Annotated in this window: 27 protein-coding genes; 9 read left to right on the top strand and 18 right to left on the bottom strand. The window is 67.0% G+C overall.

Going from position 1 to position 24,089, the window contains the following annotated elements; translation table 11 throughout:
• From GN331_RS05555 to GN331_RS05530, 6 genes are all read right to left on the bottom strand, one after another.
• Window positions 1-285 carry a hypothetical protein gene (locus tag GN331_RS05555; protein ID WP_156640853.1) on the bottom strand — a complete coding sequence of 95 codons (285 nt, stop codon included), beginning with the start codon at window positions 283-285 and terminating at the stop codon, window positions 1-3.
• Window positions 282-1,223 (bottom strand): cytochrome-c oxidase, cbb3-type subunit III, encoded by a 942-nt coding sequence (gene ccoP, locus GN331_RS05550; protein ID WP_231734336.1) that lies wholly within the window; start codon window positions 1,221-1,223, stop codon window positions 282-284. Before ccoP ends, GN331_RS05555 begins: the two co-directional genes overlap by 4 nt.
• Window positions 1,220-1,366: a cbb3-type cytochrome oxidase subunit 3 gene (locus GN331_RS05545; RefSeq protein ID WP_231734335.1), complete on the bottom strand. Its 147-nt coding sequence runs from the start codon at window positions 1,364-1,366 to the stop codon at window positions 1,220-1,222. The genes ccoP and GN331_RS05545 overlap by 4 nt, the downstream gene beginning before the upstream one ends.
• Before the next feature lies 1 nt (window position 1,367).
• Window positions 1,368-1,997: a cytochrome-c oxidase, cbb3-type subunit II gene (ccoO, locus tag GN331_RS05540; protein WP_156640851.1), complete on the bottom strand. Its 630-nt coding sequence runs from the start codon at window positions 1,995-1,997 to the stop codon at window positions 1,368-1,370.
• Between the two features lie 7 nt (window positions 1,998-2,004).
• Window positions 2,005-3,483: a cytochrome-c oxidase, cbb3-type subunit I gene (gene ccoN, locus GN331_RS05535; RefSeq protein ID WP_156640850.1), complete on the bottom strand. Its 1,479-nt coding sequence runs from the start codon at window positions 3,481-3,483 to the stop codon at window positions 2,005-2,007.
• Between the two features lie 98 nt (window positions 3,484-3,581).
• On the bottom strand, window positions 3,582-4,409 hold the full coding sequence (locus GN331_RS05530) for a hypothetical protein (protein WP_156640849.1): 828 nt from the start codon (window positions 4,407-4,409) through the stop codon (window positions 3,582-3,584).
• Between the two features lie 323 nt (window positions 4,410-4,732).
• Between GN331_RS05530 and GN331_RS05525 the strand changes: the two genes are divergently transcribed.
• Genes GN331_RS05525 through GN331_RS05505 form a run of 5 tightly spaced genes read left to right on the top strand, consistent with a single transcriptional unit; the run spans window position 4,733 to window position 9,278 of the window.
• Window positions 4,733-5,914, top strand: a complete 1,182-nt coding sequence (locus GN331_RS05525; RefSeq protein WP_156640848.1) for a sensor histidine kinase — start codon at window positions 4,733-4,735, stop codon at window positions 5,912-5,914.
• Window positions 5,911-6,570 (top strand): response regulator transcription factor, encoded by a 660-nt coding sequence (locus GN331_RS05520; protein ID WP_156640847.1) that lies wholly within the window; start codon window positions 5,911-5,913, stop codon window positions 6,568-6,570. Before GN331_RS05525 ends, GN331_RS05520 begins: the two co-directional genes overlap by 4 nt.
• 31 nt (window positions 6,571-6,601) lie before the next feature.
• Entirely contained in the window at window positions 6,602-6,985 is a 384-nt protein-coding gene (locus tag GN331_RS05515) for a response regulator transcription factor (RefSeq protein ID WP_156640846.1), read from the top strand.
• A gap of 38 nt (window positions 6,986-7,023) precedes the next feature.
• Window positions 7,024-8,388: a DUF3300 domain-containing protein gene (locus GN331_RS05510; protein ID WP_156640845.1), complete on the top strand. Its 1,365-nt coding sequence runs from the start codon at window positions 7,024-7,026 to the stop codon at window positions 8,386-8,388.
• Window positions 8,385-9,278 carry a DUF2950 domain-containing protein gene (locus tag GN331_RS05505; RefSeq protein WP_156640844.1) on the top strand — a complete coding sequence of 298 codons (894 nt, stop codon included), beginning with the start codon at window positions 8,385-8,387 and terminating at the stop codon, window positions 9,276-9,278. The genes GN331_RS05510 and GN331_RS05505 overlap by 4 nt, the downstream gene beginning before the upstream one ends.
• Here the strand turns inward: GN331_RS05505 and GN331_RS05500 are convergent.
• Window positions 9,275-10,909, bottom strand: a complete 1,635-nt coding sequence (locus GN331_RS05500) for a mechanosensitive ion channel family protein (protein ID WP_156640843.1) — start codon at window positions 10,907-10,909, stop codon at window positions 9,275-9,277. The genes GN331_RS05505 and GN331_RS05500 overlap by 4 nt on opposite strands.
• Before the next feature lie 115 nt (window positions 10,910-11,024).
• Here GN331_RS05500 and GN331_RS05495 point away from each other — a divergent pair, with 115 nt between their 5' ends.
• Complete coding sequence (locus GN331_RS05495) at window positions 11,025-11,795, top strand: hypothetical protein (protein WP_156640842.1); 771 nt, start codon at window positions 11,025-11,027, stop codon at window positions 11,793-11,795.
• Window positions 11,796-11,799: 4 nt separating this feature from the next.
• Here the strand turns inward: GN331_RS05495 and GN331_RS05490 are convergent, their stop codons facing one another.
• The 4 genes from GN331_RS05490 to GN331_RS05475 form a co-directional block, all read right to left on the bottom strand.
• Window positions 11,800-12,243, bottom strand: coding sequence for a PepSY domain-containing protein (locus GN331_RS05490; RefSeq protein WP_156640841.1), 444 nt, complete (start codon window positions 12,241-12,243; stop codon window positions 11,800-11,802).
• A 92-nt stretch (window positions 12,244-12,335) separates the two neighbouring features.
• A complete protein-coding gene (gene trpE / locus GN331_RS05485; protein WP_331713402.1) occupies window positions 12,336-13,811 on the bottom strand; it encodes an anthranilate synthase component I in 1,476 nt (491 codons plus the stop codon).
• 118 nt (window positions 13,812-13,929) lie between these two features.
• On the bottom strand, window positions 13,930-14,604 hold the full coding sequence (gene rpe, locus GN331_RS05480; protein WP_156640839.1) for a ribulose-phosphate 3-epimerase: 675 nt from the start codon (window positions 14,602-14,604) through the stop codon (window positions 13,930-13,932).
• A 17-nt stretch (window positions 14,605-14,621) separates the two neighbouring features.
• On the bottom strand, window positions 14,622-14,960 hold the full coding sequence (locus GN331_RS05475; protein WP_156640838.1) for a J domain-containing protein: 339 nt from the start codon (window positions 14,958-14,960) through the stop codon (window positions 14,622-14,624).
• Window positions 14,961-15,031: 71 nt separating this feature from the next.
• On the opposite strand from GN331_RS05475, the gene GN331_RS05470 reads away from it, so the two are divergent.
• Genes GN331_RS05470 through GN331_RS05460 form a run of 3 tightly spaced genes read left to right on the top strand, consistent with a single transcriptional unit; the run spans window position 15,032 to window position 17,377 of the window.
• Entirely contained in the window at window positions 15,032-15,952 is a 921-nt protein-coding gene (locus GN331_RS05470) for a phosphoribosylaminoimidazolesuccinocarboxamide synthase (RefSeq protein ID WP_156640837.1), read from the top strand.
• Between the two features lie 13 nt (window positions 15,953-15,965).
• Window positions 15,966-16,466, top strand: a complete 501-nt coding sequence (locus tag GN331_RS05465; RefSeq protein ID WP_156640836.1) for an Mpo1 family 2-hydroxy fatty acid dioxygenase — start codon at window positions 15,966-15,968, stop codon at window positions 16,464-16,466.
• Window positions 16,463-17,377, top strand: coding sequence for a DMT family transporter (locus GN331_RS05460; RefSeq protein ID WP_156640835.1), 915 nt, complete (start codon window positions 16,463-16,465; stop codon window positions 17,375-17,377). Before GN331_RS05465 ends, GN331_RS05460 begins: the two co-directional genes overlap by 4 nt.
• Here GN331_RS05460 and GN331_RS05455 read toward each other — a convergent pair whose 3' ends face one another.
• From GN331_RS05455 to hppD, 7 genes are all read right to left on the bottom strand, one after another.
• Complete coding sequence (locus GN331_RS05455; protein ID WP_156640834.1) at window positions 17,378-17,755, bottom strand: DUF5329 family protein; 378 nt, start codon at window positions 17,753-17,755, stop codon at window positions 17,378-17,380.
• A 23-nt stretch (window positions 17,756-17,778) separates the two neighbouring features.
• Window positions 17,779-18,642, bottom strand: a complete 864-nt coding sequence (locus GN331_RS05450) for an NAD-dependent epimerase/dehydratase family protein (RefSeq protein WP_156640833.1) — start codon at window positions 18,640-18,642, stop codon at window positions 17,779-17,781.
• A 1-nt stretch (window position 18,643) separates the two neighbouring features.
• On the bottom strand, window positions 18,644-19,834 hold the full coding sequence (nhaA, locus tag GN331_RS05445) for a Na+/H+ antiporter NhaA (RefSeq protein WP_156640832.1): 1,191 nt from the start codon (window positions 19,832-19,834) through the stop codon (window positions 18,644-18,646).
• Complete coding sequence (locus tag GN331_RS05440; RefSeq protein ID WP_156640831.1) at window positions 19,834-20,787, bottom strand: sodium:calcium antiporter; 954 nt, start codon at window positions 20,785-20,787, stop codon at window positions 19,834-19,836. Before GN331_RS05440 ends, nhaA begins: the two co-directional genes overlap by 1 nt.
• A gap of 54 nt (window positions 20,788-20,841) precedes the next feature.
• Window positions 20,842-21,522 carry a hypothetical protein gene (locus tag GN331_RS16970; protein ID WP_156640830.1) on the bottom strand — a complete coding sequence of 227 codons (681 nt, stop codon included), beginning with the start codon at window positions 21,520-21,522 and terminating at the stop codon, window positions 20,842-20,844.
• 49 nt (window positions 21,523-21,571) lie between these two features.
• Window positions 21,572-22,867 (bottom strand): homogentisate 1,2-dioxygenase, encoded by a 1,296-nt coding sequence (hmgA, locus tag GN331_RS05430; RefSeq protein WP_156640829.1) that lies wholly within the window; start codon window positions 22,865-22,867, stop codon window positions 21,572-21,574.
• 67 nt (window positions 22,868-22,934) lie between these two features.
• Complete coding sequence (gene hppD / locus GN331_RS05425; RefSeq protein ID WP_231734334.1) at window positions 22,935-24,026, bottom strand: 4-hydroxyphenylpyruvate dioxygenase; 1,092 nt, start codon at window positions 24,024-24,026, stop codon at window positions 22,935-22,937.
• Window positions 24,027-24,089 lie beyond the last annotated feature (63 nt).

Raw genomic sequence — 24,089 nt, 5'->3', positions numbered from 1 at the left:
TCAGGGTCCGGGCAAGGGGCGGTTGAACCGGCTGCCCGGCCGCAACAACCACCAGGTGAACAGGCTCGACGACGCGGTGGCCACCCAGAACAGGAAGAAGCCGATCGTGTAGCCGAGTTCGCGTCCCACCGCGACGTGAGGGAAGGTGATGTCGCGCAGCGCCATCGGATCGACGAAGGCGAAGAACACCATCGTGGCCACGCCCGCGGCGAAGAAGCTCGGCCACGCGATCGCGCCGACGCGCTGCGCGATCGGGCGCGGCGGATGATCGAAGGTCGCGTTCATCGTTGCGCTCCCGCGACGGCCGGCTCGGGATGCGACAGCGACCAGACATAGGCCGCGACCAGGCGCGCACGCGTTTCGCCGAGCAGCGCGCGATGTGCGGGCATGCTGCCCTTGCGACCGTTGGCGATCGTCGCCTGCAGGCTCGCGCTGTCGTCGCCGTACATCCAGTAGTCGTCGGTCAGGTCCGGCGCGCCGAGTTCCGGGTTGCCCTTGCCGTCCTTGCCGTGGCAACCGGCACACACGTTTTCGAACAGTTGCTTGCCGCGCGCGGCGCCGAAGTTGTTCTGCATGCGGTGCGCGGGGTCGGGCAACGCACGCACGTACGCGGCGACATCGCCGACGGCATACGGGCCGCCCATGCCGGTGAGCACCTTGCCCCATTCGGGCATCACGCCTTCGCGGCCGTCGAGCACGGTCTGCAGGATGCGATCGGGCGATCCGCCCCAGTGCCAGATGTCGTCGGTGAGATTGGGATAGCCGATCGCGCCTTTCGCCGAGGAGCCGTGGCAGGTCGCGCACGTGTTGTTGAAGATCGAGCGGCCCAGACGGCGGGCATCGGGATTGGCCGCGAGCACGTCGATGGATTTGCCGCGATACGGCGCGAAGGTTTCCTCCAGCCGCGCGTTGTCGGCCTGCTGCGCGAAGTCGTGTTCCTTGCCCGAGGTCCACTTGCCGTATCCGGCGAATGCGCCCATGCCCGGGAACCACAACAGGTACGCGACGCTGAAGAAGATCGTGATCCAGAACAGGTTGATCCACCACTTCGGCAGCGGCTTGTTGTATTCGGTGATGTCGCCGTCGTCCCAGTAGTGGCTGGTGTCTTCCGGCTTCGGGTCGCCCGGCCGGCGCTTGGCGGTCCACCACAGCAGCCAGCCGCAGCCGACGATGTTGATCACGACCAGCGCGATCACGTACCACGACCAACCCGGCGTCATCATGGTGCGTCCTCCTGCCCGTCGTCCTCGTGCAGCGGCATGCGCGCGGCGCGGTCGAAGGCTTCGCGGCGACGCGGGCTCCACGCCCACGCCCATCCGCCGATGAACACCGCCAGCAACAACGCGGTCACGATGCCGGCGACCATCTCAGTTCCCTCTCGGTGCGTGCTTGCCGAGCGCCTGCAGGTACGCGACGACGGCATCCAGTTCGGTCTTGTCGGCGACATCGGCTTCCGCGCGCGCGATCTGCGCATCGGTGTAGGGATCGCCGATGGTCTGCAGCGTGCGCATGTGTTGCGCGATCTGCTTGCCGTCGATGGGCGCGTGTTCGAGCCACGGGAAGGACGGCATGTTCGACTCGGGCACCACCGCGCGCGGATCGATCAGGTGCACGCGATGCCAGTCGTCGGAATAGCGGCCGCCGACGCGCGCCAGGTCCGGCCCCGTGCGCTTGCTGCCCCATTGGAAGGGATGGTCGTAGACCGATTCGCCGGCGAGCGAGTAATGCCCGTAGCGCTCGGTTTCGAAGCGCAGCGTGCGCACCATCTGCGAATGGCAGTTGTAGCAACCTTCGCGCACGTAGACATCGCGCCCGGCCAGTTGCAACGCCGGATACGGCACGATGCCCGGCAAGGGTTTGATGGTGTCGGCCTGGTACATCAACGGCACGATTTCCGCCAGGCCGCCGAAGGACACGACCACGGCGATCAGCACCGCCATCAGGCCGATGTTCTTTTCGATCTTCTCGTGCGGGTTGTGCGGAGGTTGCGTTGCCATGTCGGCCTCAGGCGGGAGCGTTGGCGGCGAGCGCCGCGCCGGCGGCGGGGGACTTCGCGGTGGCCCAGGTCTTCCATGCGTTCAGCGCCATCAGGAGCATCCCGGAGAGCACGAGCGCACCGCCTGCGAAGCGCACGAGGTAATAGGGATAGGTCGCGTTGAGCGCTTCGATGAAGCTGTAGGTGAGCGTCCCGTCGGGATTGGTCGCGCGCCACATCAGGCCCTGCATCACGCCGGCGATCCACATCGCGACGATGTAGAACACCACGCCGAGGGTGTGCATCCAGAAGTGCACGTCGATCCACTTCGTCGAATACATCTGCTGCGCGCCCACCAGCTTCGGCAACATCGCGTAGATCGCGCCGACGGAAATCATCGCCACCCAGCCGAGCGCGCCGGCGTGCACGTGGCCGACGGTCCAGTCGGTGTAGTGCGACAGCGAGTTGACCGTCTTGATCGACATCATCGGTCCCTCGAACGTGGCGATCATGTAGAAGCTGATCGCGACGATGAGGAACTTGAGGATCGGGTCGGTGCGCAGTTTGTACCAGACGCCCGACAGGGTCAGGATGCCGTTGAGCGCGCCGCCCCACGACGGCGCCAGCAGGATCAGCGAAAACACCATGCCCAGCGACTGCGCCCAATCGGGCAGCGCGGTGTACTGCAGGTGATGCGGCCCGGCCCACATGTACACCGCGATCAGCGCCCAGAAGTGCACGATCGACAAGCGATACGAATACACCGGGCGACCGGCCTGCTTGGGCACGTAGTAGTACATCATTCCCAGGAAACCGGCGGTCAGGAAGAACCCGACGGCGTTGTGCCCGTACCACCACTGCACCATCGCATCCACGGCGCCGGTGTAGACGATGTACGACTTGGTCATGCTCGCCGGCAGCGCGACGTTGTTGACGATGTGCAGCAACGCGATGGCGATGATGAAGCTGCCGTAGAACCAGTTCGCCACGTAGATGTGCCGCCCCTGGCGCTTGACGATCGTGCCGAAGAACAGGACGGCGTACGCGACCCACACGACCGTGATCAACAGGTCGATGGGCCATTCGAGTTCGGCGTATTCCTTGCTCTGCGTGATGCCCAGCGGCAAGGTGATCGCGGCCGACACGATCACCGCCTGCCAGCCCCAGAACACGAAACTGGCGAGTTTGTCGGAGATCACGCGCGCGCCGCAGGTGCGCTGCACGACGTGCAGGGAGGTCGCCATCAGCGCGCTGCCGCCGAAGGCGAAGATCACCGCGTTGGTGTGCAGCGGTCGCAGCCGCCCATAGGACAGCCACGGAATCCCCTCGCCCAGCGTGGGCCAGTACAACTGCGCGGCGATGAACAGGCCGACGGCCATGCCCACGATGCCCCACACGATGGTGGCGATCGAGAACTGGAGGACGACCTTGTCGTTGTAGGCGACGCGGCGCGGGGCTTCCGCGGCGTCGACCGGGCCGGCCCCGGGGGTTAGCACGACATCGTTCATTGGGGGACCCCGCTTTGGTGCGCGCAGTTTCCCGGACTCCACGTTCCGCCGATTTGATCCGGATCAAATCCGGTTCGGCGAAACCTGCCGTGGTGCGATCACCAGCGGTAGATGTATCCGAGCTTGAGGCCGCTATCGATGAAATCGAGGTTGCCGACGAAGTCCGACTTGGCAGCGTCGACGCTGATCTTGCTGGTGGTGTAGTCGAGCGAGAATCCCGAGCGTTCCCACGGGAAGAATTCGACGCCGATGCGGCCGAAGGTCACGTCGCCGTCGACATCGTTGACGTTCGCCTTGAAGTAACCGGCGTCCGCGCCGATGCGCCACTTGTTGTGCCCGCCCGGCGTCCAGCGCCATGAGCCGCCGATCGTCAGCGACGGCAGATCCGCTTTCGCTTCCTCGCGGAACGCACCGCCCGCGGCATTGCCGCTGGCGTCGACCTGCAGCGCCATCGCGATGTCGAGCCGATACCAGATCAGGCCGACGCGCGGGCCGAGCGACCAGTTTTCCTTCTGCGCGGCCCACCAGACGTAATAGCCCTCGTACGCATCGATGCCGACATCGACGCTGAGGGTGCTGTTCGCCGTGTAGGTCGTGTCCTCGAAGGTGATGTCGCGCGAGATCGTGCGCGTGGAGTCGGCATCGTCCTGGTAATAGGTCAGGCCGAACTCGTGGCTCTCCCACGGACGCCAGGTCACGCCGACGTAGCCGATGGTCGCGCTGTCGTCGAGGCCGAAGTCGCGTTTGAGGTCGAGCTCGGTGCCGCGCCGCGTGGTGCCGTCGGCCCGGACCTCGGTGTCCCAGGAGGTGATGTAGCCGCCGACGCGGAAGCTGAAGGTGTCGAGGGGTTCGACCGCGCGCGCCGGCGACGGCGCAAGCAGGGCCATTGCGGCGAGCGAAAGCAGGGACATCGCGGCGATCTTCATGACCTCTCCTCGGACACTGCGCTTGCGTGGACGCCGACCCTGCGTTCAACAAGGACAACGTTTCGTCCTGCCGTTGTCCGGACAGGGTTTTCGAACCAGCGATGGCGATGAACGCCGGCCCCCGCCGCCGACGAACGGTTCGATGCTAGGCATGCATCCGATGGGCGGATATTGCCCCTTGGGGCAACGCGGCGGATTCTGGTGCCGGAGCCGTAAATCCCCCGGATGGGGCGCCCGTGGCCGCCACGCTTCGGGTCACCCGTTCGGGTTGGAGCAGTCCGCCACAAGCGCGCACCCACCCCCGCGGGTGCTGGGCCGTCCAGATGGGCCAAGGAATCGACCCGGGCACAGGCCGGGACCACGTCGTCATCCGCGGCGTGGCGTTCGGGCAAGCGCGTGCGCAGGGCGCACTGTTCGACCCCGTGCATCCGCCCCCGCGCGAACTGCTCAGCTCGCACGAACGCGGCCGCGCCCTCGCCCTCGACCAGGTGCGCATCCTGCTGGACGCCGTGCCGACCGCGATCCTGCTGGCCGGCGCCGACGGCCGCGTGGTGCTCGCCAACTCGGCGGCCGCAAGCCTGTTCGGTTATTCGCACGATGCGATGCCCCATGTGTTCGCCGACACGCTGGTGCCCGCCTTCGACCAGGGCGCGCGCGAACTGTTCGCCACGCGCGCCGACGGCTCCGAGCTGCCCGTCGATGTCGAATGCCGCACGGTCGTGCTCGGCAACGCCACCCTGTCGTTGTTGACGGTCGCCGACGCCACGCAGCGCCGCCGCCAGGAACGCGAAGCCACCCTGCAGCGCGACGAACTCGCGCATCTGTCGCGCGTGGCGATGCTGGGCGAGTTGTCCGGCGCGCTCGCGCACGAGATCAACCAACCGCTCTACGCGATCCTCTGCAACGCACAAGCCGCGCAACGCCTGCTGCGTTCGGATCCACCCGACCTCACCGAGATCCGCGACATCATCGACGACATCGTCGTCGACGATCGCCGCGCGGGCGAAGTCATCCAGCGCCTGCGCAAATGGCTGCGCAAGGAACATGTCGACCACGTGCCGCTCGGGTTGAACGGCGTGGTGCTCGACGCATTGCACCTGGTGCGCGCCGATCTGTTGCAGCGCGGCGTCGACGTGCACCTGGAACTGGCCGGCGAACTGCCGCACGTCGCCGGCGACCGCATCCAGCTGCAGCAGGTCGTGCTCAACCTGGTGATGAACGGCTGCGACGCGATGGAACACACGCCCGCGCCGCGCGTGCTGCGCATCCGCACGCAGGAAGACAATGGCTGCGTGCGGCTCGAAGTGATCGACCGCGGCAAGGGCATCGAGCCTGCGATCGCGCAGACGATGTTCGATCCGTTCGAAACCACCAAGCCCGATGGCATGGGCATGGGCCTGGCCGTGTGCCGCACCATCGTGGAGTCGCACGACGGGCGCGTGTGGGCGCAGTCGCTGGACGTCGGCGCGCGCGTGGCCTTCGAACTTCCCGGGTTGCCCGCATGAACACGGTCGCCGCGCCCACGCCGCTCGTGCACCTGGTCGACAACGATCCGCGCGTGCTGAAGTCGGTCGCGCGCCTGCTCGCGAGCGCGGGCATCGACACGCGCTCCAGCACCTCGACCGACGAATTCCTCGCGTGCTACGACGCAACCATCCCCGGGTGCCTGGTACTCGACCTCTCGATGCCGGGACACACGGGCCTGGACCTGCAGCGCTCGTTGCACGATCGCCATCTCGACGTGCCGATCGTGTTCCTTTCCGGTTGCGCGGACGTGCCATCGACCGTGCGTGCGATGAAAGGCGGCGCGCTCGATTTCCTCGTCAAGCCCGTCGATGCCGATGCACTGCTGGCCGCCGTGCGCGCCGGCATCGCCATCGATCGCCGTGAACGCGAGCGCCGCTGCGAAGACCACGCATTACGCGGCCGCCTGGCGCACCTCACGCCGCGGGAGCTCGAACTGCTGCCGCACCTGATTTCCGGGAAGCTCAACAAGCAGATCGCCGCCGAGCTGGGCGTGGTCGAAAAGACCGTGAAGGTGCATCGCGCGCACGTGATGCAGAAGTTGGGCGTGCGACGCCTGGCCGACCTCGTGCGGCTTGCCGCGCGCCTGTCGATCGAGCCCTCCGCTGCGCGCCACGTAGGTCCAACGGCCAATTGAAGGCCCCGCGACGGGGGCTTAGCGTCGGGTCATGACCGGGCGCACGCCAACTGTCGCAGTGCTCGACGACGAAGCCCCGGTCCGGCGCGCATTGCAACGCTTGTTGCGCACCGCGGGCTTCGACGTGCGCCTGTTCGCCACCGGATCGGATTTCATGGCCCATCTCGACGGCATCGATTGCCTGATCCTCGACCTGCACCTGCCGGGCATGTCCGGTTTCGAGGTGCAGGACGCACTGACCGACCGCCATTCACCCATCCCCGTCGTCGTGCTCACCGGCAACGACACGCCCGCCAACCGTTCGCGCAGCATCGCCCATGGTGCGCGCGCCTTTTTGACCAAACCCGTGGACGACAAGGTGTTGCTGGATGCGCTCCGGCCGCTGACGTCCGCACTGCACGCATCAGGGAGGTGACCATGGCAACGCAACGACGACTCTTGGCATTGGCATGCATGACGTTGACCGGCATGTTGTCGGCGACGATCACGCTCGACGCCGCCGCGCAATCCACGGCGCCGACCGAACGCGCGTCGTCTTCGACGCAGACTGCATCGTCGACGCAATCCACTGCGCAGAGCAGCACGTTCTCGAAGGAAGAAATCGCGCAGCTCGTCGCCCCGGTGGCGCTGTATCCCGACTCCCTGCTCGCCCAGGTGTTGATGGCCTCGACCTACCCCGGCGATGTCGCCGACGCGGCGAAATGGGTCAAGGACCATCCGCAAACCAAGGGCGACGACGCGGTGAAAGCCGTCGCCAAGGAAGATTGGGATGCGAGCGTGCAGTCGCTCGTCGCCTTCCCGCAGGCGGTCGGCATGATGGGTTCGGACATCGCGTGGGTGCAGAAACTCGGCGATGCGTTCCTGGCGCAACCCAACGATGTGATGTCGACGGCGCAGGACTTGCGTCGACAGGCACAGGCGGCCGGCAACCTGAAGTCGAACGAATACCAGACCGTTTCGACCGAAAGCGCGCAGGGCCAGCAATCCATCGTGATCCAGCCCACGACCGAGACGGTGTACGTGCCCTCGTACAACCCGACCTACGCTTACGGAAGCTGGGCGTATCCCGGTTATCCGCCTTACTACTATCCGCCACCGGCGTATTACTACCCGGGCGCGGCGCTCGCGACGGGCATCGCGTGGGGCATCGGCATCGGCATTTCCGTCGGGTTCTGGGGCGATTGCGATTGGGGTGGCGGCGACGTCAACATCAACTCCAACCGCTACAACGAGTTCAATCGCAACATCGATCGCGGCGATCGCCAGATGGGCGACCGCGGCAACCAGCGCTTCCAACACGACGGCTCCCGGCGCGACGGCGTGCCGTATCGCGACCAGGGCAGCCGCGAGAAATACGGCAATCGCCAGGCCGGTGGTGAACAGCGTGATCGCTTCCGCGGCGAAGACGCCAACCGCGCGCGATCGCGCGACCAGGCGCGCCAGCAGATGGAACGCCAGGGCATGCAACCGGCGCGCGACAACGCGCAGGCGCGTGATCGTGCGCAGAACGCGGCACGCGATCCGCGGACCTCGCAAGCCGGCGGTGGGCGTGTCGATCGCGGGCCGGGCGGTTCGGCATCGCAATATCGGCAGAGCGGCCAGAACAACGCGGGCTCGCGCGATCTCGCACGCAGCAGCGGCGGTCGCGGTGACTACGGCAACTCGCGCAACAACGCGTTCTCGGGTGCAGGCAATGCCGGTGCGTCGCGGCAGGCGTCCAACCGCGCGCGTTCCAGCCAGGGCATGTCGCGCGGCGGTGGCGCCGGGCGTTCGATGAGCCGTCCTTCGCGGGGCGGCGGTGGAGGGCGTCGTCGATGAACATCATGCGCAAGACCGCGTTGTCCGTTGCACTCGCCCTGTGCGCGCTGCCTGCTTTCGCGCAACAGGCCTATCCCACGCCCGAAGCCGCGGGCGACGCACTCGTCGACGCGCTCGGCACGACGAAGGCCGATCCGGCCAAGGTCGCCGCCGTGTTCGGCAACGACTGGCAAACCTATGTGCCGACGGACATGGAACGCAAGGATGTCGACGCGTTCCTGGAGAAGTACCGCGCCTCGCACGCGTTCAACGATCGCAAGGACGGGCGCAAGGAACTCGTCGCCGGCAGCGATGGCTGGACCTTCCCGGTGCCGTTGTCGAAAGCCGACGGCGGTTGGCGCTTCGACCTGCCCGCGGGCGCGGAGGAAATCCGCATGCGGCGCATCGGGCGCAACGAGCTCGACGTCGAACAGGCGGTGCGCGCGTACCACGATGCGCAGATGGATTACGCCGAAGACGACCACGACGGCGACGGCGTCCTCGAATACGCGCCCAAGCTCGTGAGCACCGATGGCCAGCATGACGGGCTGTATTGGGCACCGGACGACAGCGGCCAGATCAGCCCGCTCGGCCCGGTGTTCGGCGACGACACACCCAAGGGCGACTACCTCGGCTATCACTACCGCATCCTGACCAAGCAAGGCCCCTCCGCGCCGGGCGGCGCGCGCGACTTCATGCTCGGCAACGACATGGTGCGCGGCTTCGCGTTGGTCGCATGGCCGGCGAAGTACGGCGACACGGGGCTGGTGACGTTCCTGATCGGTTACGACGGCCAGGTGTTCGAGCGCAACCTCGGCGACCAGACCGAGGAGATCGTGAAAACGATGACGCAATACGATCCGGACAGCGAGTGGAAGGAAGTGCCGGAGGTGAAGGTCGCCGGCGACTAACCCTCGCCGTGACCTTCCCAATGCGCCCGGGGCACGATCTTCGCCGTCTCCGGGTCGCCTTCGTAATGCGGCGTCATGATCTGCACGCCGGCGGCGTTGAACGCGTCCTGGATCTGCGCATGCAGTGCGCTGAGCGCGATCCAGCGTTGTTCAACGTCGGCGATGCGAGCGCGTAGCCGGTACTCGATGCCGAAATCGCCGAGCGCGGTTTGCAGCACGAAAGGTGCAGGGGCGTCGACCACGCCCGGTGTCGCGTGCGCTGCGTCCATCAACAAGCGATGCACTTGCCGCCACGGCACTTCGTAGCCGATGACGGCGATCGCCTGCAGCCAGAAGCCGGCGCCGTCCGGCGCGCGCGAAAGATTCTCCAGCTTCCCGCCCATCACGACGTTGTTCGGGAAACTCACCTCCACGCCCATCGGCGTGCGGATGCGCGTGGTGAACAGGCCGATCTGCTGCACGGTGCCTTCGGCTTCGCCAATGCGCACGACGTCGCCCACGTTCATCGTGCGCGAATACAACAGCGTGAAGCCGCCGGCCGCCTGTCCCACGATGCTCGACGCGCCCAGCGACACCATCAGGCCCACGAACAGGCTCAAGCCCTTGAACGCATCCGTCTCCGCGCCCGGCAGGTAGGGATAGGCCATCGCAAGCGCGAACAGCCACACCACGACGACGATGAGTTTGCGCGTGGGCTCGGCGACCTGCGAATCGATGCCGATCAAGCGGAAGCGCCCGTGCTCCACGCCCTGGAACGCCAGCCGGATCGCCTGCACGAACACGCGCGCGACCAGCAGGATGACGAGCGCCGTGACCAGCCCCGGCACCGCATGCAGGATTGCGTTGCCCCACTTCGACAGCCGCCCGGCCATCCAGCCGGTCATCGCGCCGGCCCACGGTTGCGTCCACGCGAATTGCGCGAAGCAGAACCGCAGCCATTCCTCGACCACGAACAACACCACGATCCACGCGAACACGCGCGCGAACCCGCGCCCGCTCGCCATGAAGGCGAGCGCCATGTGCCGCGCCGATTCGTTGGGGATGCGCGACAGGCGCGCCTTCGTCCAGGCATCGGCACGCGTGCGCAGGTGCGCAAACACGAATCGCAGGATCCACAGCGCGAGCAAGACGAGCGCGGTGGCGGCGATGCACCAGCCGATGCCCCGCGCCAGTCGGCCCGGTGCGCGCGCGGTTTCGGCTTCGCGCACGGCGTCGCCCAGGCGAAGGAGGATCCCGTCGCGCGTCTTGTCGAGGGTTTCGTTGCGCAGGCTGTCGACGTCCGCGGGCGTCACGACGGTGACCAGCTGGCCATCGAGCAGGATGATCACGCCCTGCGGCGCGGGCTGGTAGGTCGCCTTCGCCACGCCGGCCTGTTCGACGATGCGCTCGATGTTCGCTTCGGCGGCGCGCGCGCGCATTTCGGGCGTGTTGCCGAGGAAGCGCGAACGGAAGGTCGCGATGTCGCGGTTGAAAAAGCGCGCGGTGGCGGCGTCCGGGTCGGCCGTGCGAACGGTGGCCGGTGCCGCGACGGTGGTCGCGGGCGTCGCATGCGCCGGGGGCAATGCGAACACCAAGCAGACCAGCGCGAGCCGGAGCAGGCGACGGAGGACGACGGTCGGGGATGCGCGCATGCAGCCAAAAGAACGGACAACCGCCGGTCGGGCGGCCGCTCGATACTGCTACGCAACGCAATCTCGCGGCGGCGGGTTTTCGTTACCCTTTCGGCCAATCCAGGGGAGAACCACCATGTACCGCTTCCTGCTTGCCCTGGCGTTGGCCGGCGCCTGCGCATCGGCCCATGCCCAGGACCCCGCCGCGCCGACCGAACAGGAAAGCGAGGCGCTCGCCACCGCGGCCTCGCGCGGCGTTGCGCTGTGGCGCCTGGAGCGCGCGGCCACCACCGCGGATGTCGTCGCGCGCGACGAGCGTAAGTTCCGCAAGGACGAGCGCGTCGTGGGTTTCGTGACCCGTGAAGATGGCGATGCGATCGTCGTGACGTGGGTCGATGCGACCCCCGCCGCGCTCTACCGCGTGCGCGTCGGCGTCGACGGCGTGGCCGGCGAACTCGAAACGCTCGAAACGCCCGCCGCGCTGACCCCCGGCGAAACGGCAGAGGCCAAGGCGCGCGCGATCGCGATTCCCCTCGTGCCGCCGACCTGCACCGACAGCTATCGCACCGTCGCCCTGCCCGTCAGCGATGCGCGTTGGTCGGTGTACCTGCTGCCCGCGACCGCGAAGGCGCAGTCGGTTCCGATCGGCGGCTCGTATCGCATCGATGTCGCCGACGGCAAGGTCGCCTCGCAACACGCCTACACCAAGACCTGCGTCGCGCTGGACACCAAGCCGGGCACGGTCGCCACGATGGTGACCAGCGATTTCGATGCGATGCCCACCGACGTCCACGTCTTCTGGCAACTGTGGTCGAGGACGCCGATGTACGTGAGCACGCAGCGCGGCCTCTGGGCGATCCAGGAAGGCCACGCCACGCTGCTCGAGCGGCCGAAGACGGGCCAGTAAGCGATCAGCAGTCGTCGGGCAGGCTCTGCACGATCGACTGCGACGCGGCATCCACGCGCAGCGACATGCAACGTCCCTGCGCGTCCATGGCGTCGACTTCCCACAACGCACCGTCGTACTCGGCGAGCTCCATCATCGTGTAGCCCTTGTCGGCGACGATCTGCGAGACCGAGTTCAACGATTCGACCGAGCGCGAACCGGCGCCATCGAAAATGCGCCCGCTCTGCGGATCGACCGCGATCTCCCGCCAGAACCCGCCGGCCTTGCGCACCTTCGCTTCCCACAGGCCATCGTCGAGGTCGACGTCGAAGACATTGCGGTAGCCGGCGGCGTGCAGGTGCGCTTCGAGTTGCATCGGCGTGCGGATCGGCGTGGGCGCGGTCGCGACGGGCGTGGTGGCCGCGGCGGCGAACGGAATCATGAGCGAAGCGAGCAGGACGACACGCATGGTGGCATCTCCGTTGGGGGGAGGTGCACGTTGCGCGCGGCGATGCGGGCGGCGCAATGCGATTGGTCGGAAGCCGACGTTTCCGCTTCGCCTTAGAGCCCCTTCGCCGCTTCGGCCACGGCGCGGAACAGCGCGCGCCCCTTGTTCATCGTCTCTTCCCACTCCTTCTGCGGATCGGAGTCGTGGACGATGCCGGCGCCGGCCTGCACATGCAGGCGGCCGTCCTGGATGACGGCGGTGCGGATCGCGATGGCGGTGTCGGCGTCGCCGTGCCAACCGATGTAGCCCACCGCGCCGGAATAGACGTTGCGGCAAATCGGTTCGAGGTCGCGGATCACTTCGAGCGCGCGCACTTTCGGCGCACCGCTCACGGTGCCGGCGGGGAACGTCGCGCGTAGCACGTCGGCGTAGCTCAATCCATCCTGCAGCTGGCCCGTCACTTCGCTGACGATGTGCATGACGTGGCTGTAGCGTTCGATCACGAATTGTTCGCCGACTTCGACCGTGCCCGGCTTGGCGACGCGCCCGACATCATTGCGCCCGAGATCGATGAGCATCAGATGCTCGGCGCGTTCCTTCGGATCGGCGAGCAACTCGGCTTCAAGCGCGATGTCTTCGTCGTGCGTGCGACCGCGCGGGCGCGTACCGGCGATCGGGCGCACCGTAATTTCGCCGCCCTGCAAGCGCACGAGGATCTCCGGCGACGAACCCACCACCTGCGTGCCGCCGACATCGAGGAAATACATGTAGGGCGACGGATTCAGCGCCCGCAGCGCGCGATACACGTCGACCGGCCGCGCCTGGAAGGGCACGGACAAGCGCTGCGACAGCACGACCTGGAAAATATCGCCGGCAGCGATGAGCGCCTTGCTCTTCTCCACCGCGTCGATGAAGCCTTCGCGCGTGAAGCCGCTGACGAAGTGGCTTTCGTCCAGCGCGGCGGGCACCAGCGTTTCGGGATAGCTCGCGCCGGCATGTCGCAGACGGTGCTTGAGTTCGTCGAGGCGGCGATTGGCCTTCGCCCAGGCCTGCGGCTCGCGCGGATCGGCGTGCACGATCAGGTACAGCCGGCCCTTGAGGTTGTCGAACACCGCGAGTTCCTCGCTGAGCATCAGCAGGATGTCGGGCGTTCCGAGTTCGTCCGTCTTCGCATTCTCGGTCTTCAGGCGCGGCTCGATGTACTGCACGCATTCGAAACCGAACCAACCGACCAGACCACCGGTGAAGCCCGGCAAGCCCGGAATTTCAGGCACGCGATGCTCCGCGCGCAGGCGTTCGACTTCGGCGAAGGGGTCGTCGATCTCGCGGAATTCGACGAGTTCACCGAGCTCCGTCGCGAAGAACGTATTGCCCGCGAAGGCATACACGCGCCGCGCCGGGAGACCAATGATCGAATAACGCCCGAAGCGTTCGCCGCCTTCGACCGATTCGAACAGGTAGGTGTGCGGCCCGTCCGCGAGCTTCAAATAGACAGACAACGGCGTGTCGAGATCGGACAGGACTTCGCGCACGACCGGGATGCGTGTGTAACCGTCTTCAGCGAATTGCTGGAATTGTTCGTGCGAAATTGTCACGCGGGCGTCACGCTGTTCACGGAGAATCGAAGGCCATCGCAAGGACGACGGACGGAAGCGGGATTGCTTCCACGAGGGCCGATACCGAAAGGTGTCGGCCTTTGCTTTTGCGTCAGCGACGCGTTGCGGCCACCGCATCCTTCATGCGCTTGACGACGTCGGCGTAGTCGGCCTGGCCGAAGATCGCCGAGCCCGCGACGAAGGTATCGGCCCCCGCGGCCGCGATTTCCGCGATGTTCTCCGGCTTCACGCCGCCGTCGATTTCCAGGCGGATCGCCTTGCCGCTCGCGTCGATGCGTTCGCGCACCGCGCGCAGCTTCTGCAAGGCCGAAGGAATGAAACCCTGCCCGCCGAAGCCCGGGTTCACCGACATCAGCAACACCATGTCGAGGTCTTCGAGGACGTAGTCGAGCACTTCCACCGGCGTCGCCGGATTGAGCACCACGCCCGCCTGGCAGCCGAGCGACTTGATCAACTGGATCGTGCGGTGCACGTGGCGGCTGGCTTCGGGATGGAAGGTGATCATCGACGCGCCGGCCTTCGCGAAGTCCGGGATGATGCGATCCACCGGTTCGACCATCAGGTGCACGTCGATCGGCGCGGTCACGCCGTGCTTGCGCAGCGCTTCGCACACCAGCGGGCCGATGGTCAGGTTGGGGACGTAGTGGTTGTCCATGACGTCGAAGTGGACCCAGTCGGCGCCCGCGCGCAGGACGTTGTCGACTTCCTCGCCGAGCTTGGCGAAATTGGCCGAGAGGATCGAAGGCGCGATGACAGTGGATTGCATGTCGGGGGTCCGGAAGGTCAGGAGCGCTTCTTGCGCAAGGTCTTGATGCGGTCGTAGGCGGCGTTGATCTCGCGCGATCGGGTCTCGGCCTGCCGTTGCAGGTCGCCCCCCGCGCCGGCCACGCGGTCGGGATGGTACTGGGACATCAGGCGGCGGTAGGCCAGGTCGACCTCGCCGTCGGTGGCTTCCTCGGTGAGCCCGAGCACCGCGTACGGGTCTTCCTTCTTGCCGCTGAACCAGTCCCTGTCCAGCGCGTGGCCGAGCAGCAGGCCGATGAGCAGGCCCAGCAAGGGGTTGGAGCGCAGCAGGGCCGCCCCGGCGAAGGCTCCCAGCAATTTTCCGTACCAACGCGTCATGGGCCCAGTCTACAGGCGCTGCGCAGGGGGCCGGCGTACACTACGCCGCCCTGCCTGACGCGCACGTGGCGATGCAAGTCTCCGAAAACGGCAACACCCGTCCCTCCCTCCTCGAAGCCGACCTGCCGGGCCTGCCCCTACGGCATCGCGGCAAGGTGCGCGATGTGTTCGAGCTGCCGAACAACCGGCTGCTGATCGTCGCGACCGACCGCCTCTCGGCGTTCGACGTCGTGCTGCCCGATCCGATCCCCGGCAAGGGCGAGATGCTCTGCCAGATCAGCAACTTCTGGTTCGATCGCACCAGCGCGCTGATGCCGAACCATCTCACCGGCGCGGATGTCGCGAGCGCGCTGCCCGCGGGCGTGGATGCATCGCGTTACGCGAAGCGTTCGGTGGTGACGAAGAAACTCAAGCCCGTGCCGGTCGAAGCGATCGCGCGCGGTTACCTGATCGGCAGCGGCTGGAAGGATTACCAGCGCACCGGCCGCGTCAGCGGCATCGCGCTGCCCGACGGCCTGCGCCAGGCCGAACAACTTCCGCAGCCGATCTTCACGCCCTCGACCAAGGCCGCCGTCGGCGACCACGACGAGAACATCGACTTCGACACGATGGTGCGCGTGGTCGGCGCCGATCTCGCCGAACAGGTGCGCGATGCGACGCTGCGCCTGTATGCCTTCGCGCGCGACCACGCGGCGCAGCGCGGCATCATCCTGGCCGACACCAAGTTCGAGTTCGGCACCGATGAAGACGGCCGCCTCTACGTCATGGACGAAATGCTGACGCCGGATTCCTCGCGTTACTGGCCCGCCGACGAATACCAGGTCGGCATCAGCCCGCCGAGTTACGACAAGCAGTTCGTGCGCGATTACCTGGAACAGATCGGCTGGGACAAGACGCCGCCGGGCCCGCCGTTGCCGGCCGAAGTGATCGAACGCACGCGCGCAAAATATGCCGAAGCGCTGCAGCGCCTCGCGGGAATTTCCGTCGACTGATCGGGGGATCACCATGGCCGCCACGCACGAGGATGCAACGACGGGCACGCGCCCGATCGACCGTTGGTTCGACAGCTACTCCGGCGACCATCGCAATGCGTTGAACGTACGCCTCCACACCATCGCCGTGCCGGCGATCCTGTGGAGCGTCATCGCGCTGCTGTGGTGCATCCCGGTGCCGCCGGGTGGCTGGTTCCGCCCGGGCATCTTCGCCGCGCTGGGCATGGTGGCGGCGGGCTCGTTCTACCTGCGGCAGTCGCGCGTGCTGGGCTTGTCCATGCTCGCGGTGTTCGTCGCGATGGGCGCATCGTGCTGGTGGATCGTCGAAACCTTCGGCACGCGCACCTTGCTGTGGACCGCGATCGCGGTGTTCGTGATCGCGTGGATCGCGCAGTTCATCGGCCACAAGTACGAAGGCCGCAAGCCCAGCTTCCTCACCGACCTGACCTATTTGCTGATCGGCCCCGCGTGGGTGGTGGCGAAGGTGCTGCGCAAGATGGGCATCGTGTGGTGAACACCCCCGCGCGCGGCGCGGGCCTGCGCGGCCGCGACCTCGCGCTCGTCGCCATCGTCTGCACGGTCTGGGCCGGCAACTTCCTCACCTCCGCGTTCGCGCTGCGCGAGATTCCGCCGTTCCTGTTCACCGCGGTGCGCCTGTCGATCCTCGCGATCGCGCTGGGCGCATTCGTCAAACGTCCGCCGCAAGGGCAATGGCCGCGACTGATCGCCGTCGCGCTGTTCAACGGCGTGCTGCATTTCGGATTGAGTTTCTGGGCGCTGCACGCGGCCGGCGATCTGTCCTCGCCCGCCATCGCGATGCAGAGCTATGTGCCGATGGCCGCATTGCTCGCGTGGTGGTGGCTGGGCGAACGCTTCGGCTGGCGCACGGGGCTGGCGATCACGATCAGTTTCGCCGGCGTGCTGGTGCTCGGTTTCGATCCCATCGTGCTCGATGCGCCGATGTCCCTGGTGCTGATGTTGATCTCGGCCTTGTTCCTCGCCATCGGCACCGTGTTGATGCGCCGGCTCAGCGGCATCGACATGATCAGCCAGCAAGGCTGGACGGCGATCATCAGCGTGTTGCCCTTGCTCGCGCTGAGCATCGCGTTCGAACCGGGCAATTGGCAAGCGTTGCGCGATGCCACGTGGATCGGCTGGGGCGGCGCGGTGTATTCGGCGGTCTTCGCTTCGATGCTCGGGCACGGCCTGTACTACGTGCTCGTGCAACGGCATCCGGTCGCGCAGGTCACGCCGTGGCTGTTGCTCGCGCCGGTGGGCGCGATCGCATTGGGCATCGCATTCTGGGGCGACCGACCGGGCCCGCGTCTGTGGATCGGCGGCGCGATGGTGCTCGGTGGCGTGTTGATCATCGCGATGCGCGCCAGGCAGAAACAGCGGCCCGTGGCGGCGGTCGAAGAGATCTGATCAGCGCCCTGCGCGAACCTCGCGCAGCAGGCCGTTGAGCCAGACCGCGCTGTCGATTTCGGTGCCGTTCGGAAGACGCACGCGATACGCCTTGCCGGTGACCGACGAGCGCGTACCGAGTTGCTCGATGAACTGCTCCGGCGTGGCGATGCGTTTGCCCGCGGCCTTGCGCTTGCGCTGGAGGTGTTCGGCGGCTTGCGCGGCGGTGTGTTCGGTGCCGTTGCGAATGAAGATCACGCCCTTGGCTTTCGCGACGCGATCGATCAGGGCGTCGATTTCCGCCGCGGGCGTGCGCGACGATGCGGACACCGATTGCGCCGCGATGGCGGGCAACGGCGACAGGACAGCGAGGCAAGCGATGAGAAGGTAGGTGCGCATGCGTGCAGTCTGCCGCCGCGCGCTCAACGCGCCATGAACATCGGCGCCGTCGGCCGGAAGGCCCGCGGTGCGTAGCCGAAATCGTTGCGAGCCGGTGTCGCGTCGAAGACCAGGTCGCTGCGCATGCGCGCGACGGCCGCGGCGTTGAAGCCGCCGACCTTTCCCAGCGCGCGCGCGCCGAGCAGCGCGAGGCCGAACACGGGCGCGGGCACTTCCACCAGCGCCGGCGCCGGCTGCATCACCGCGAGCACGCGCGCCACCATGTCGCGATACGACAAGCGCTCGCCACCGGGCAAGGCATAGGCCTTGCCGTGCGTCGCAGGCGCGTCGCAGACGGCGAGCGCGGCGTCGGCGAGATCGTGCACGTGCACCGGTTCGCGCAGGCCGTGCGCGTTGCGCGGTAGGACGAACCGATTCCAGCGCTTCGCGAGCTGCGCGATGCGCGTGAGCGTCTGGTCGCGTCCGCCGCCGTAGATCAGCGTCGGGCGCAGCAGCGTGGCTTGTGCGTTGCGCGCGGCGGCGCGGTCGAACACTTGTTGCTCGGCGACGCGCAGGCGCTGCGCGACATCGCGTTCGCCCTTGTCGGAAGAACCGCGCTTGACGTCGATGCTCGTCGATCCGAATGCCACCACGCGCGGGCAATCGATGTCCGCTTGCGCATACCACTGCGCGAACAAATCCAGCGGCCCGCAACTGAAGATCGCATCGACGTCGTCGGGCAACGGCGCGGCGACCACCGGCAGCGTGCCTTCGATCCAATGCAGTCCTGGTTGATCGCGATGCGGCTCGCGCGACACGGCCGTGACGCGCCAACCGGCGTCCTGCAGGCGATCGGCCAGCGGCCAGCCGATCTGCCCCGTCGCACCGAAGAGCAGCGCTTGTCGCATGTCAGCGCGCCGGAAGGACCGCGCGCAGCCATGCCACGCCCAGCAATGCGGACAGTACGGAGGCAACGAAAATGCCGAGGACGGCTTCGTCGTACAGGATGGGATCGAGATACGCGAGCGAAGCGATGAACAGGCTCATCGTGAAGCCGATGCCGCACAGCATGCCCAGGCCGAGCATCGCGCGCCCGTCCATGCCATCGGGATAACGCGCCCAACCAAGCTTGCGCAACACCCACGCCGCGCCGCAGATCCCGATCGGCTTGCCGACGACGAGGCCGACGGCGACGCCGAACGGCAACGCGGCCAGCGCTTGCGAGAGATTCAATCCGCGCAGTTCGAGCCCCGCGTTGGCGAAGGCGAAGATCGGCAGGATCGCGAAGGCCACCCACGGGTGCAGCGCGTGTTCGAGCGTTTCCAGCGGCGAATGCTCGACCTCGTCGTCGATCATGTTGCGCTTGTCGACGTGCGGGATCAGCAGGCCCGTCGCCACGCCGGCGAGCGTGGCGTGCACGCCCGACTCCATCACGCACACCCACAACACCAGGCCGACGATGAGGTACGGCGTGAGCGACTTCACGCCCATGCGGTTCATCGCGAACATCGCCGCCAGCGTGATCGCCGCGCCGCCGAGCGCGAGGTAGGACATGCCGTGCGAATAGAACACCGCGATGATCACGATCGCGATCAGGTCGTCGACGACCGCGATCGTCGACAACAACAGCTTCATGCCCATCGGTACGCGCGAGCCAAGCAGCGCGAGCACGCCGAGCGCGAAGGCGATGTCCGTTGCGGTCGGCACGGCCCAACCGCGCATCGCGGCGGCGTTGTCGTGGTTGAAGGCCGTGAAGATCAGCGCCGGCACGAGCACGCCCGCGGCCGCGCAGACCATCGGCAGCATGCGTTGCGCGCGCGTCTGCAGTTGGCCGCCGACGAGTTCGCGCTTGATTTCCAGCGCGACGAGCAGGAAGAACACCGCCATCAGGCCGTCGTTGATCCACAGCAGCAACGGCTTGTCCAAGCCGAACGGGCCGATCGTCACCGCCGCGGGCAGATCGATGAACGTGCGATACAGATCGGCGAGCGGCGAGTTCACGCACACCAGTGCGAGCGCCGCCGCGATGATCAGGACGATGCCGCCCGCCGCCTCCAGGCGGAAGAATTCGGCGAACGCCCGCAGCGCGCGCCCCGGCATCAATGCGCGCCTGTCGCGAGCACGAACACCAGCCACGCGACATACGCGGCGACCAGGATGCCGCCTTCGACGCGGCTCACGCGCAGGTCGCCGCGCAACATCGGATACAGCGCGACCGCGAAGGCGATCGCCGCCGGCACTTCGAAGCGCACGAACGAGGCCGGCACCGCGAGCGCGCGGAAGGTCGCGATGCCGCCGAGCACGAGCGTCAGGTTGCACAGGCTCGAACCGATGACGTGGCCCGCGACCAGTTCGCCCTGGCCGCGACGCGCGGCGATGACGGCTGCCGCGATTTCCGGCAACGCCGTGCCGATCGCGACCGGCACCAGGCCGGTGAGCAACGGCGCCATGCCCATCGACGCGCCGATGATCGGCGCCGATTGCACGACCCACTTCGCGCCGTAGAACAGCACGACCGCGGAAATCGCGAGTCGTGCGCCATTGAGCGCGAGGCCGCCGCGCGTTTCGGTGAAGGCGTCGAGGACCGCGCGGACTTCGTCGGTTTCGCCACGCGAGCGCGCGATCGCGAAGGCGACGACGGCCGCGAAGGCGAGCAACAGCAGCAGGCCGTCCAGGCGGGAGAGCGCGCCGTCGAGCCCCATGCCGACGACGGCGAGCGACAACACGATGAAACACACGAGCAAGGGCGCAAGCACGCGCCAGCGCACGACGAGCGGCGCGGCGATCGCGGCCAGGCCGAGTGTCAGGCCGAAGTTCACCAGGTTGCTGCCGACCGCGTTGCCCAATGCGAGCGATTGCGCGCCGACCCAGGCCGCGCGCGCATTGACCGCGAGTTCGGGAATCGATGTGGCGAACGCGACGAGAAGCAGGCCCGTCACGAACGGCGAAAGCCCGTAGTGGCGACCGACCCCCGAGGCGCCCTTCACCACCGAATCGCCGCCGAGCATCAGGAACAGCAGCCCAAGCAGGAACAGTCCCCAGGTCTCCAGCATCGTCGCGCTCCGGTGCGTTGTCGGCGCCGGGAGTCTAGCGCGAGGGCGCGTCCGTCAGGAGCAACCCTCGACATAGTCGACCTGTGGCGGTACGCCGATGCGCCAATCCGTCGCCTTTCCGGACGGATCCACTTCGAAGACGAGCGCACTCTTGCCGCCCTTCGGGTCCATCGCGCGTAGGTACACGCTGTGCTCGACGTACTTGTGCGGCATCTCGGTCGCGCCCGGATACAGCGCCTTCAACGCGGCCTTGTCCATGCCGACCTTGCCGCCGCCGGGCGCGGCGATGTCCGCGGTGCGCACGTCGATGCGGCCGAACTTGCCTTCTTCCATCATGAAGGCGAAGCGATAGCCGTCGGGGCGGCGCGGTTCGGGGAAGAGGTAATAGCAGCCGTCGTGTTCCTTCGGCATCGCCTCCATGTCCTTGCCCCAGGATTGGCGCACCTGTTCTTCGCTCGCGCCCCAATGCGCGGGGCCGAAGCCATCGAACGTGATCGCGCCCGCCGCGGGCATCACGCCACCCGGCGTGGCGGCGACCGTGGACGGCGATGCGGGCATGGCCGCGGTGGTCGCGGCCGGTGGTGTCATGGTCGCGATGGCCGGCGGCGGGACCGTGGTCGCCGCCGATGCGCTCGTGTTCGGTGCGGCGACGGTGGGCGTCGCGGTTTCGCGTTGCGTGCACGCGGTGCACGCAAGGGCGAGCGTGAGGCACGCGAAGATCGGTTGGACGCGCATGCGGCGGACTCCTCGTCGGTCGAATGCGCGCAAGCCTAGCGGATCGATGTCAACGCGGCGAAACGAAGCTCTTCTTCAGGCCCTTCCAGCATTCCTGGTAGTCGCGCTGGCGGTGCGCGGCGTCCATCGCCTGTTGCGTCGGGCGGATGACGGCGCGCGTTTCGAACATGAAGGCCATCGTGTCCTTGATGACATCCGGCTTGGTGAGGTCCGCGCTCGACGCCTTCTCGAACGTCGCCGCATCCGGCCCGTGCCCGCTCATGCTGTTGTGCAGCGATGCGCCGCCGGGTGCGAAACCTTCGGCCTTCGCGTCGTACACGCCGGTCACCAGGCCCATGAATTCGCTCGCGATGTTGCGATGGAACCACGGCGGGCGGAACGTGTCCTGCGCGACGAGCCAGCGCGGCGGGAACACCACGAAGTCCAGGTTCGCGGTGCCGGGCGTGTCGCTCGGCGAGGTGAGCACGGTGAAGATCGACGGATCGGGATGGTCGAAGCTGATCGAACCGATCGTGTTGAAACGCCGCAGGTCGTACTTGCACGGCGCGTAGTTGCCGTGCCACGCCACGACATCCAGCGGCGAATGCCCGATGTCGGCGCGCCACAGATGCCCCTGGAATTTCGCGATGAGTTCGAAGTCGCCCTCGCGCTCTTCGTATGCGGCGTTCGGCGTCTGGAAATCGCGCGGATTGGCCAGGCCGTTGCTGCCGATCGGCCCGAGGTCGGGCAAACGCACGAGTGCGCCGAAGTTTTCGCAGACGTAGCCGCGTGCTTCGCCATCGGGCAGCGCGACGCGGAAACGGATGCCGCGCGGGATCAACGCGATTTCCTGCGGTTCGACCTCCAGCACGCCGAGCTCGGTTTCGATGTGCAGGCGGCCTTGCTGCGGAACGATCAGCAGCTCGCCATCGGCGTCGTAGAAATAGCGGCCCTCCATGTCGCGATTGGCCGCGTACAGATGCACGCCGACGCCATGCTGCGCCGCGGGCGAACCATTGCCCGCCATCGTGAAGAGCCCTTCGACGAAATCGACGGCGCCCGTCGGCATCGGCAGCGGACTCCAGCGCAACTGATCCGGCGAGACAGGACCGGTTTCGAAATCGTTGTGGAAGCGCGGCTGCGCGAAGGGCGCGAACGTTCCGTGCATCGCCGCCGGGCGAATGCGATACAGCCAGCTGCGGCGATTCTCGCGCCGCGGCGCGGTGAATGCGGTGCCGCTGACCTGCTCGGCGTAGAGGCCGTGCGCGACTTTCTGCGGCGAGTTACGCCCGATCGGAAGCGCGCCTGCGACGGCTTCGGTGGCGAATTCGTTCGCGAATCCTGTCTGGTATCCGGTCGATTGCATTCTCGTCCCCAAACTCATCAACCCCTCCCCGGCCCTCCCCTGCCTTCGCAAGGGAGGGAGCACGGCATCAAAGCACGCCGCGACGCATCTGATCGCGCTCGATGCTCTCGAACAACGCCTGGAAATTGCCTTCGCCGAAACCTTCGTTGCCCTTGCGCTGGATGATCTCGAAGAAGATCGGGCCGATCGCGTTCTGGGTGAAGATCTGCAGCAGCTTGCGCTGCTTGGTTTCCTGGTCGGCGTCGATGAGGATCTTGTTGCGCGCCAGGCGCGCGACGTCTTCGCCGTGGTTCGGCACGCGCTGGTCGATCACGTCGAAGTAGGTGTCCGGCGTGTCGAGGAACAGCACGCCCTGCGCGCGCATCGCTTCGACGGTCTCGTAGATGTTGTCGGTGAAGCAGGCGATGTGCTGGATGCCCTCGCCCTTGTAGGCGTCGAGGTATTCGTTGATCTGCGACTTCGGGTCGTTGGATTCGTTGAGCGGGATGCGCACGATGCCGTCCGGCGCGGTCATCGCCTTCGACACCAGGCCGGTCTTCGCACCCTTGATGTCGAAGTAGCGGATCTCGCGGAAATTGAACAGGCGCTCGTAGTAATCCGACCACTGCTGCATGTTCCCGAAGTACAGGTTGTGCGTGAGGTGGTCGATGAAGGTCAGGCCGAAGCCCTTCGGATCCTGGTCGGCGCCCTGCACCGGCAGGAAGTCTTCGTAGATCGAGCCGTTCTCGCCGTACTTGTCGACCAGGTACAGCATGCAATCGCCGATGCCCTTCACTACCGGCGCGTGCACGGCCTTCGAGTCGGCCTTGTGCGTGATCGCTTCGCCGCCGTTGCCGAGCACGGTCTTGCACACTTCGTCGGCCGGCTTCTTGAAGCGGATCGCGAAGCCGCACGCGCTCGGGCCGTGGGCCTGCGCGAAGTCGGCGGCGAAGGAATCCGGATCTTCGTTGACGAGGAAGTTGACGCCGCCCTGGCGATACACCGTGATCTGGCGCGTCTTGTGCTGCAGCACGGCGGTGAAGCCCATGCGGCGGAAGTAGTCGTGCAGCAGCTCGCCCTGGCCGGCGGGCGCGGCGAACTCGACGAATTCGAAGCCGTCGATCCCCATCGGGTTCTCGAAGGTGGTGACCTGCATGCCGAGGTTGGGCTGGGCGTTCATGGCATTCTTTTCGGGCGAGGGGGAAAGGCGCATTCTACACCCCATAGTTTCAGGTGAAACCAT

It is taken from the genome of Noviluteimonas gilva, from assembly GCF_009740395.1.
Lineage (GTDB): Bacteria > Pseudomonadota > Gammaproteobacteria > Xanthomonadales > Xanthomonadaceae > Noviluteimonas > Noviluteimonas gilva.
This window is presented reverse-complemented; position numbering and strand designations above follow the sequence as displayed.